Here is a 9,311-nt window from a genome sequence, read left to right on the forward strand (position 1 = left end):
CCTCATTGCGGCTCTATCCGGATCGACGAGACCTACATCAAGGTGCGGGGTGAGTGGCGCTACCTCTACCGCGCCATCGACAAGCACGGCACGTCGGTGGATTTCCTGCTCACCGCCAACCGGGATCTCGACGCCGCCAAGCGCTTCTTCCGCAAGATGCTCCAGGATCAGCCGCTTCTCGCCCCGGACCGGATCGGCACGGATGGTGCTGGTCCTTACCCGCCGGCCATCACCGAGAGCCGTAAGGAGGGCCTGCTGCCAAGAGTGCCGGTGCACTACGTCACCAAGCACCTGCAGCAAGGGATCGAGAGCGACCACTTCCGGGTCAAGCGAGYGATGCCTCGGGTCGGCGGCTTCCGCTCGTTCAACACGGCCCGGCGCACGATCTGCGGCTTCGAGGCCATGCTGTGGCTGCGCAAAGGCTTCGGCTTTGCCGGCCCCTGGACCGTCCGGGAGCAGAACCGGCTGCTCGAGGTCTGCTTCGGACTTCAAAAGGTTAAGGAAATCTGAAGCCGCGGTCGAACCAGCCTCTCCTGCTACCTACCCCACGGTTTGCGACAAGCCCATCCCGGCTCCCATGCCGGTGGCCCGGCCAACGGTCTGCCGCAACTGAGCCTGCTGGTCTGCGTTGGATGCTGCCGTCCCCGCGCCGGACTTCTGCGTTCCAGCGGATCACGCGGAGGCGGCGCGCTGCTCGGCCGGGTCGAGGCAACGCCTTGGGGTCCGAAGTCCGTCGGGATGCGTTGTTTTCTACGACAGGGCGCGGCCGCCGCTGCCCGATCAGGATACCCCGATGAACATTATCAGCTGGCTGATCTCCAGGATTTTGCAGTTTTTTCTTGGAAGCGAATATGAGCGAAGAAGCACCGCTATGGCTAAGGAGAAAGAGACCGGGGCTTACGTGGACGAAACCGCTACAAAGACCAGAAACTTCGAAGACGACTATCATGCCGCTGCTAACATGCTGAAGATGCGGATGGATAGGAATTTTCCGGACAACTACCATGCGAGGCTGAGTTCCGGTGAGAACAGCCCCTACGATTACGGAGAGGATCGGGCACTTGCCGTCGACGCCACGTCGACCGCGATAGCCATGGCGCTGCGGGACGGAGCCACCGTAAAGCAGGCGGCTGAAGCGGGCGCGGCAAGCGTGGGTATCTAACCCGACAGCTAGCGACCCGCCTGCGGCTCTCCACCTACGCCTCGTGTGGGCAGTCGATAAGCGCTCGTCGGCGCGCAGGCTGCGGAGGTGGGCGCATTGTTCGGCCGGGTCGAGGTTGGGTGCGAATGGGGTCCAGGCGTCGGCGGCGGCGATTGATCGGTCCCACGAGGTATTTCTTCGGGATGTTGCGTGGCGCGGGCGTGCGCGGTGTCTGACAAGGGAGGCGCCGCGCTCATACTGGCGAACGTCGGGGCGGGTGTCGAGGCAAGGTGGATATCACGCTTTAACCTGGCAGCTTCGGAACCTTGGTCTGCCTGGGGCTCGGTTGCCCAAGGTCGCCGATGTCATCCGGCATGGGGATGATCACTTCTGGTTCGTCGATCAACGCATCGATCGCTGCACTTACCGCGGCCTTCCATTCTTCCGGTGTCTGCATCTGGGATACGGCTGGATCGGCGTCCAGCAGGGCCCACAATTCACGGAAAGTATCGGCGTCGCTCATTCTTGCGAGATAGCACGGTTACGCTGGCTGCGCGGGGCGGGCTTTTCGTCGGATCGTAGGTTCGGCCACGCTGGTCGGGCATACACTCAAGATGGCGAGCGGCGGGGCGGGTGTCGAGACGGACCTTCCGCATGTTCGGCACGTTGGCTGAGATGAACGCTCAGCTCTCATCCTCACCGGACCCTGCCCGCCTCGCCCTCACGGAGTGCGCCGTGGCAGCCGCCGACAGCCTTTGGCGAGCCGAGATGCATCGGAACTAAGGGCCGGATGGGGTGCTGATCTACGCATTCTCCCCGGAAGGCCAGGGCGGTCTCGAAACGACCCTTCGGTAGACCTATAAGGCTCGGCGCGGCGCGGTCGCGCTCTGGCGTCACGAGGGGCACCGGGGATGAGGAACGGCCACATGCGCGTACTTCTCGCTGGCGCCGTCCTCTCGGCCCTTGCTGCAGTTGGGGCCTCGGCACAGCCCCTCGAAGAGCAGCGTCCCCCGCCGCCAAGCGGCGATCTCGACCGGCCCTCACCGCCAAAGGATCGCCTCCGGCCGGCGCCAGATGACGATGACGACAATGATGTTGGATGGCCGCTGCATCGTGGCGATCCTCTGTCGCCGGACGACGATGATGCGGATGCACCTCCACCACCTCCAAAGGCGGATCGGCTCTGATCGCTACGGTGTCGAGCACATCCGCCGCGTGCCCGTCTGCGAGTAGGCCAAACAGTCCGGCCCTTGCTATCCCGGGCGGACACTCCTAGCCTGAAGGTCTCGGCGCGCATCGTATGCGGCGGCGACACCGGAGAGGAGGTTCGCCATGAGACATCACGGCACCAGCCCCCGAACATCGCGCATTGCCGATGCGGACCAGGACGGTCCACCCAACCACGACCGGCAGGGGTAGTGGCCCTTCGAGCGGTCAATTGCCGGCCGGATTGAAGAGTGTGGACCCTGCAATAACCCGTCGCCTCAGGTCGGCGGGTTTTTTCATGAGCTATCCGGCCTCTCGACTTGAACCGCCCTGTCCTGGGCTGGGCTGGGCGAGGACATGGATGGCCTACGTGGTGGATCCGCAGGCTTGAATGCCGGAGGGATGGCAAGCCGACGTTAGGCCCGGTCGCGGGCGGGCAGCCTACGGCTGGACGCGGCAGCTGTACGGTAGCGGCTACGGCAAGAGAACGGGCGTCACACCACACGGACTGAAGGCGAGGGACGGCGGTTGTCGTGGCCCCTCAACGCCTAAGCTGAAGTGGAAAGCTAAGGTTGGTGACATCCGCTCCGGCAAGCAGTTCGGCCGGCGGAGAGGTAAGCGGGCTGACAGCTCGCACGACATCGAGTGCTCGCTGATCAAGAGCGCGCGAGCCCGAGCTTCGTTCGATCTCGGCTCGTTTTACCACCCCATCCGCGGCGACCTCGACACGCACCACCACAGTACCACCTGTCTTGCTGGCGATGGATTGACGGCGGCCACCGTCCGCCTCGTCGATCTTCGTAATGAATGCTGACAGCCAGTCTCGCACCGCGGGTGAAACGTCATCTCGGGAGGTGCTCGGGCTAGCGAATAGCAGGAGGCCGAGTACGGCTCCGCAAGCTCGTATGTGTCGAGTCGCCATCAACCGACAATGGCGCTCGCCAAAGCAGGTGTCGAGACGATTAGGTTGTCGAGTCCTACCCTCGCCGCTAAAGCCCGCCCATGCCCGACAAGCTCAACGCCCTTCTCGACCGCCTCAAGGCGCACCAGCGCACGCTCATCCTGGCGATGGCCGAGCATGACCGCTTGCCGGCCGGGAGCGCGCTCCGACAGGTCTCCGAACTGGAGAACGTCATCGCCCCGGTGGAGGCGGTCGCGGCTGAGGAAGCCGATCGCAAGCCTGCCCCGGCAGGATAGCCGCCGGGGCGATGCAAGCGGCTCATGCGGTCTGCTTGCCGGGACGCGAGAGCGGGACCACGGGGTTGGCGCGGTTCAGGACTTCCATCATCCGCCGGTCTAGCCCAGCCTGCAGATCCTCATGCATGCGGACCTGCCAGCCGTCGCCCGTGGCGCGGTAGCCTTCCAGCACCTGCGGATCTACCCGCAGAGTGAGGTTGACCTTGGCGTTCGGCAGCTTCGGCCGCCCCCGCTTCGGCAGCAGATCATAGACCTCCGGCACCTCACGGGCAGGGCGCATCGCGGCCATTTCTTCGGCCGTGACCTTCAGGTTGTCGGATACCTCGTCCCAGTCTTCTTGCGTGTAGCCTGGGCCGGGATCCTCATGCTTCGGCGCAGTGTCGTGCATAGCTCTCCCTTTCCTCAGGGTCGGCATAGCGAAGGCTGACCAGGGACAGCGCTTCTATGCCGAGAGGCGACGCGATCACGGCAACCACCCGCTCACCATTCCACTCGCCGATCAGTAGGTAACGGCGTCGGCCGGTACGGCTGGGGCGGTTCGGAAGAATTAGGGCGGTTTCGCCGTGGAAGCAGGAATCGAAGTCGGCGAAATCCAGCCCATGCTTGGCTAGGTTCGCGAGCCGCTTCGGTTCGTCCCACGTCGCCGCCATGGGATTATCGTAGTGGCGGTAAATCGACGGTGCAAGGGCAATTTGCGCCACTGCGCAAATCGAGCGCCATTCATGTCAGCCTCACGGCAGATCACGGCATGCCGATGCGGGCTCCTGGTGTAACGGGCGAGGCAGGCGGATCCGGATCAAGGCCGGCGCTGCCGACCTGCTCCGGATCGTGCGGAGGACGCACGTGGTGCTGGCTGCGGCTCACAGGGACCACAACACGGCCAACAACGCGGACGCGAACCTCGCGGCCTTCTGCCAACGCTGCCACATGATCCATGACCGGCCCGAGCATCGGCGCAGGCGGTTGCGCACACTGTTCCGCAGGAAGGCGCGGGGTGACCTGTTTGGTAGGCCCTACGCTTAGCGGCGCAGATCGTAGGTCGGGTCGCTCAGCTGCTTGTCTTGCCAGCCTTCGTCCGCTGCAGAGTAAGGGCGCTCTCAGCCTCGAACTGCTCCGGCGTCAGCAAGCCTGCATCGACGCGGTGGGCGAGTTCCAGACGGTGCTGAATAGCCTCCTCCTCGACCGGGCTTAGCTGCATCCGTGCTCGTGCGACTGCACCGGTGCGTTGCGCCCATTCAGAGTAGGAGATGCTTCCAGCGTCGCGATCAGCTCGGAGGCGGCCGATGTCCTGTGACGATAGCACAGCCTGCTGGACAGCCGGTGCACTGGATTGGCAGGCTGAGAGAGCAATCGTGGCCAGCAGAATGGTGACGGCACGGCGGTCCATAAAGCGGTCCTTCCCTGACTGCCGCAGGATTGAACTGTTCACCGGGGTGGGAGCGATGACCGAGCGGCAACACCGAAACTTATACAGGTCGCGCAGCGCGCATCATGTCGTGCCGCTAGGCGAACCGGGGCTCGGAGCTGCAGGACCCTTTCAGGCGAGACACGTCCGGCGCGTGGCGGTCTGCCGTTTGCTGGCCGGCGCTCTGCCTGTCCGAGCCGCGGGACGGCTCGGCCTCAGATCCGTCGCGCAGCCCCAGCTCGCTCCCGCTGCGTCGACCTACTTGGCGCAAACTCGACGTCACGGTTGAGCGCGAGCGGTTGGCGACCCTGGAGGGCGAGAACGCCGCTCTGACGGCTGAGCGGCGCGTCAACGAGGAACGGCTCGAATTCAGTGAGCAGTCGCATCAGCTCGCCGTCGAGGTGGCCGAAATCGGGACCTGGGACCTCGACCTCCTCACGGGTCTGCTGACTTGGTCGGATCGCACCAAGGCGATGTTCGGCATCTCTCCGAACGTCCCTGGCGATATGGCGGACTTCTACGCTGGTCTGCATCCCGACGACCACGACGCGACCGCCGCCGCCTTCGCCTCCGCCCTCGATCCGATGCGGCGCACCACCTACGACGTGGAATACCGCACGATCGGCAAGGAGGACGGTGTTGTGCGCTGGGTCGCGGCCAAGGGCCGGGGCATGTTCGACGAGACTGGTCGGTGCGTGCGGGCGCTTGGCACAGCCATCGACATCACCGCGTGCAAAGAGGCCGATGACCGTCTGCGGCGCAGCGAGACGGAGCTGCGCGAACTCAACGCGACCTTGGAGGCCCAGGTCGCCGAGCGCACGGCCGAACGGGACCGCATGTGGCGGTTGTCGACAGACGTCATGCTGGTGGCCGGCTTCAACGGGGTCATTGAAGCGGTCAACCCCGCCTGGACGCACCTGTTCGAATGGACGCCCGCTGAGTTGAAAGGGCGTTCATTCCTCGAGTTCGTCCATCCCGATGACGTTGATGCGACCACCAGGGAAGCGGGTCGGCTGGCGCAGGTCACACGACGCCGAGGTTCGTGAACCGGTACCGTCACCGGGACGGGAGCTATCGCTGGCTGTCCTGGATCGCGGTGCCGGAGGACCGGTTCATCCATGCCGTCGGCCGTGACATCACGGCCGAGCGGGTAACCGCGGAGGCGTTAGCCCAGTCCGAGGATGCTCTGCGCCAAGCTCAGAAGATGGAGGCGGTCGGCCAATTGACGGGCGGCCTCGCGCACGACTTCAACAACCTGCTCGTCGGCATCTCCGGCTCACTGGAGCTGATGCAGACTCGGATGCAGCAGGGCCGGTTCAACGATGTCGAGCGCTACATGGCGGCGGCCCAGGGAGCCTCGAAGCGCGCGGCTGCCCTGACCCACCGCCTGCTCGCCTTCTCGCGGCGTCAGACCCTGGACCCGAAGCCCACCAACGTGAACCGGCTGGTCACGAACATGCAGGAGCTGATCCAGCGCACGGTCGGCCTAGCCATCCCGATCGAGGTTGTTGGCGCGTCGGGGATATGGCCCGCTCTCGTCGACCCGCCCCAACTCGAGAAGGCGCTCCTCAACCTGTGTATCAACGCCCGCGACGCCATGCCGGATGGTGGGCGCATTACCATCGAGACCGCCAACAGGTGGATGGACGACCGAGCCGCGCGTCAGCACGACCTACCGGAGGAGCAGTACCTCTCGCTCTGCGTGACGGACACCGGCACTGGCATGCCACCGGACGTCATCGCCCGGGTGTTCGAGCCGTTCTTCACCACCAAGCCCATGGGTCAAGGTACGGGGCTCGGCTTGAGCATGATCTACGGCTTTGCTCAGCAGTCGGGCGGGCAGGTGCGTATCTACTCCGAGGTCGGCAAGGGTACGACCGGGTGCATCTACCTTCCGCGTCACTATGGTGAGGTCGAGGACGACGACGGCCCAGCGCACGAGGTAGCGCTGTCTCGCTCCGACCAGGGCGAGACCGTGCTGATTGTCGACGACGAGCCCACCGTGCGCATGCTGGTGACCGACATCTTGGCCGATCTCGGCTATACCGCCCTAGAGGCGGGCGACAGTGCCACCGGCCTCAAGCTGCTGCAATCGGACGTGCGGATCGACCTGCTGGTCACCGATGTGGGCCTACCGGGCGGGATGAACGGGCGACAGATGGCTGATGCCGGCCGCACCACGCGGCCGGGCCTGAAGGTCCTGTCCATCACCGGCTACGCCGAGAACGCAGTGGTCGGTAACGGGTATCTCGCGCCCGGCATGGCGGTGCTGACGAAGCCGTTTGCGATCGAAACGATGGCCGCTCGCATCCGATCGATGATCGCAGCGTAGTCTGCACGGGCCAGCGGGTCATCGCGGCGTCAGCTGATCCCACAATGCGCAGACCACGAAGGTTCGCTTTGATCTGGTTCCGTGAGCCTGCGTCCGACGAACGACCCTGACGTCAGATAAACGATCGAATAGTCGACATTCGCAGCACATCTGGTCGGCGCAGAGTTAGGGGGCGGACGCGACCGATCGCGGATGCAGACCGCCGGCAGCTTGGTTTGGCGGAAAGGCTGCGCAGCGCGTTGACGGTTGAGCGCGGCCAGACCCGGCCGGCGCATGTGCCCAACATGGGAGCGCTGATGAGCCAGCAGGATGACAACACGATCCGCCTGGAAGGCCGCTACCTCAACGCGAGGGATACGCTGCCACCTCTCACCCTGCGTTGCGGCTTGGTCACGTACCGTGACGCGGTGTTCAAGGAAACGAAGGGAGCGGACGGCACGGTCATGCGGTTGGTGGTCGAGCAGCCGTCGCTGATGGTCTCCGGCCTGCCCGCCGACTTCAACCAGTCGAAGGGCGAGTGGACACATATCGTCTCCGGCCGGCTGCCGAATGGCCAAGGCGAACTGCTCGGCGTTATTCCGCTGAGTGGTAACCGGGCACGCTTCACCATCAAGTTCGGCAGCTGAGCCGAGCGCGCGTTGACGATCGGATTTCCAACCCTTCCAGCCCATACGGTCCGAGCCGTGGGCATCCGCGCCGGTGAGCTGCCTCGGCCTACGATTGAACGGCAGCCAGCTCTTGTAGGGTCAGGTCGATCGCACGGACGAGATGCTCGGCAGCTTGGGCTACGGCAGGGTCTCGCGACATCACGATCGCCGCCTGTTGCAGCGTGCGAAACTGTTGAAGGCGAGCGGCCGGATCGAGCCCTCGGTCGATCGCTGACTGCATCAGGCCCTGGACAAACTCGTGGGCCAGACGCTCATCGAAGCTTGGCATCTTCTGGGCCATCACCACCTATGACCGGGGCTCCGAACAACCACCCTAACGAACGTGGTGCCGGTCAGCCTCCTGTAAACATCACCTCAGGCCCGGCGTTCTCCGCCTCGATGTACATGCGCCAGAGGGCGTCGGCGATCAGATCGGGTGCGAACGGTGTACCCTCCTGGATCCTGCCGGCGACCGTCACGGTGGCTAAGGCTACGCCATCGGCCTTGAACACCTCCGAGAGCGAGTACGCCAGGTTGCGCAGGGCGGCCTTCCCGGCAGAAAAGGAGAACGCACTCGGCCAAGGCCGGGGGTCGATGGCGAGACCGCCGCCGGTCAGGATGATGCTGCCGCGCCCGCGGGGCGCCATGAAGCCGTGCATCGTCCGAGCTGCCGCATAGGCGCCGACCACATTCACCCGCAAATCGGCTGCGAGGTCCTCTGGGTTGAGTGTGCCTGGAAGACCAACGCTGACGCTGTAAGCGTTATAGACCAGGACCTCGACTGGCCCGCGCTCAGCCTCGATAGAACGCAAGGCAGCGTCGATGCCGGCGGTGTCGGCAGCATCGGCTTTGCGAACCTCGATCCCGGCCTCAATGGGCAGTCTGTCGGGCGTGCGGGCCAGCCCAACCACGGAGAAACCCTCGCGGGCGAAGCGGCGGGCAATCGCGAGTCCGAGCCCCGGCCCGATCCCGATCACAGCGGCCGCTTTGCCCTGATGCATGAGGGTGTCCTACCACCAGACCAATTGCTCGCGTCGAACTGCGCAGATCTCACGATCCGTGTGCATCCTGTCCAATTAGGTTCTGCAGCGCATTGATGGTCAAGTAGGGTAATTTGCTCGGACGCGCCGCCGACCCTAGCTGTTCAGTCCCGAGGTGAGATGGGTTGGGTCGTATCTGAACCGGCCTGGGTCGTCTGCCCAGGCTCGGCAGGTCGCTTCGTATGGCGTGAGGCCGCGTAGGGTCTTGAGCCGCCGGGCGAAGTTGTAGGCATCCAGGAAAGCGGCGAGGTGTTCCCGCAGTTGGTCGTGGCTGTCGTAGTGGTAGCGCTTGACGGTCGCGTCCTTGAGGGTCCGGTTCATGCGCTCGACCTGGCCATTGGTC

General features: G+C 64.7%; 12 protein-coding genes and 2 pseudogenes. 6 read left to right on the forward strand and 8 right to left on the reverse strand.

All coding sequences use genetic code 11. The annotated features are described in order from the left end of the window. Positions 1-510 (forward strand): IS6 family transposase (locus ACXJL8_RS24480; RefSeq protein WP_456685730.1); only part of this gene is annotated, 510 nt, incomplete at its 5' end. A gap of 283 nt (positions 511-793) precedes the next feature. Beyond that, a complete protein-coding gene (locus tag ACXJL8_RS24485; protein ID WP_456685731.1) occupies positions 794-1,162 on the forward strand; it encodes a hypothetical protein in 369 nt (122 codons plus the stop codon). A 283-nt stretch (positions 1,163-1,445) separates the two neighbouring features. On the opposite strand, the gene ACXJL8_RS24490 is transcribed toward ACXJL8_RS24485, so the two are convergent. After that, positions 1,446-1,664 carry a hypothetical protein gene (locus ACXJL8_RS24490; protein ID WP_456685732.1) on the reverse strand — a complete coding sequence of 73 codons (219 nt, stop codon included), beginning with the start codon at positions 1,662-1,664 and terminating at the stop codon, positions 1,446-1,448. Positions 1,665-2,888: 1,224 nt separating this feature from the next. Continuing rightward, positions 2,889-3,269, reverse strand: coding sequence for an energy transducer TonB family protein (locus ACXJL8_RS24495; protein ID WP_456685733.1), 381 nt, complete (start codon positions 3,267-3,269; stop codon positions 2,889-2,891). Positions 3,270-3,349: 80 nt separating this feature from the next. Here ACXJL8_RS24495 and ACXJL8_RS24500 point away from each other — a divergent pair, with 80 nt between their 5' ends. Further along, the gene (locus tag ACXJL8_RS24500) at positions 3,350-3,544 is read left to right on the forward strand and encodes a hypothetical protein (protein ID WP_456685734.1); all 195 of its coding nucleotides are present in this window, start codon (positions 3,350-3,352) and stop codon (positions 3,542-3,544) included. Between the two features lie 22 nt (positions 3,545-3,566). Here the strand turns inward: ACXJL8_RS24500 and ACXJL8_RS24505 are convergent, their stop codons facing one another. Beyond that, positions 3,567-3,932, reverse strand: a complete 366-nt coding sequence (locus ACXJL8_RS24505; protein ID WP_456685735.1) for a BrnA antitoxin family protein — start codon at positions 3,930-3,932, stop codon at positions 3,567-3,569. Continuing rightward, positions 3,907-4,245 carry a BrnT family toxin gene (locus tag ACXJL8_RS24510; protein ID WP_456685736.1) on the reverse strand — a complete coding sequence of 113 codons (339 nt, stop codon included), beginning with the start codon at positions 4,243-4,245 and terminating at the stop codon, positions 3,907-3,909. The genes ACXJL8_RS24505 and ACXJL8_RS24510 overlap by 26 nt, the downstream gene beginning before the upstream one ends. 34 nt (positions 4,246-4,279) lie before the next feature. On the opposite strand from ACXJL8_RS24510, the pseudogene ACXJL8_RS24515 reads away from it, so the two are divergent. Further along, positions 4,280-4,567: pseudogene (locus ACXJL8_RS24515) on the forward strand (hypothetical protein); the annotation flags it as partial. A 25-nt stretch (positions 4,568-4,592) separates the two neighbouring features. Here the strand turns inward: ACXJL8_RS24515 and ACXJL8_RS24520 are convergent. Further along, a complete protein-coding gene (locus ACXJL8_RS24520) occupies positions 4,593-4,931 on the reverse strand; it encodes a hypothetical protein (protein WP_456685737.1) in 339 nt (112 codons plus the stop codon). A gap of 266 nt (positions 4,932-5,197) precedes the next feature. On the opposite strand from ACXJL8_RS24520, the pseudogene ACXJL8_RS24525 reads away from it, so the two are divergent. Together ACXJL8_RS24525 and ACXJL8_RS24530 are read left to right on the forward strand one after the other, a co-directional pair. After that, a pseudogene (locus ACXJL8_RS24525) lies at positions 5,198-7,318 on the forward strand (PAS domain-containing protein). Positions 7,319-7,496: 178 nt separating this feature from the next. After that, entirely contained in the window at positions 7,497-7,907 is a 411-nt protein-coding gene (locus tag ACXJL8_RS24530) for a hypothetical protein (protein ID WP_456685738.1), read from the forward strand. An 88-nt stretch (positions 7,908-7,995) separates the two neighbouring features. On the opposite strand, the gene ACXJL8_RS24535 is transcribed toward ACXJL8_RS24530, so the two are convergent. The 3 genes from ACXJL8_RS24535 to ACXJL8_RS24545 form a co-directional block, all read right to left on the reverse strand. Next, positions 7,996-8,229, reverse strand: a complete 234-nt coding sequence (locus ACXJL8_RS24535) for a hypothetical protein (protein ID WP_456685739.1) — start codon at positions 8,227-8,229, stop codon at positions 7,996-7,998. Between the two features lie 52 nt (positions 8,230-8,281). Beyond that, positions 8,282-8,929: an SDR family NAD(P)-dependent oxidoreductase gene (locus ACXJL8_RS24540; RefSeq protein WP_456685740.1), complete on the reverse strand. Its 648-nt coding sequence runs from the start codon at positions 8,927-8,929 to the stop codon at positions 8,282-8,284. Between the two features lie 135 nt (positions 8,930-9,064). Beyond that, positions 9,065-9,311, reverse strand: a 247-nt coding sequence (locus ACXJL8_RS24545) for an integrase core domain-containing protein (RefSeq protein WP_456685741.1), incomplete at its 5' end; no start/stop codon positions are given.

The sequence above is a fragment of the Bradyrhizobium sp. P5_C11_2 genome (genome assembly GCF_054049755.1).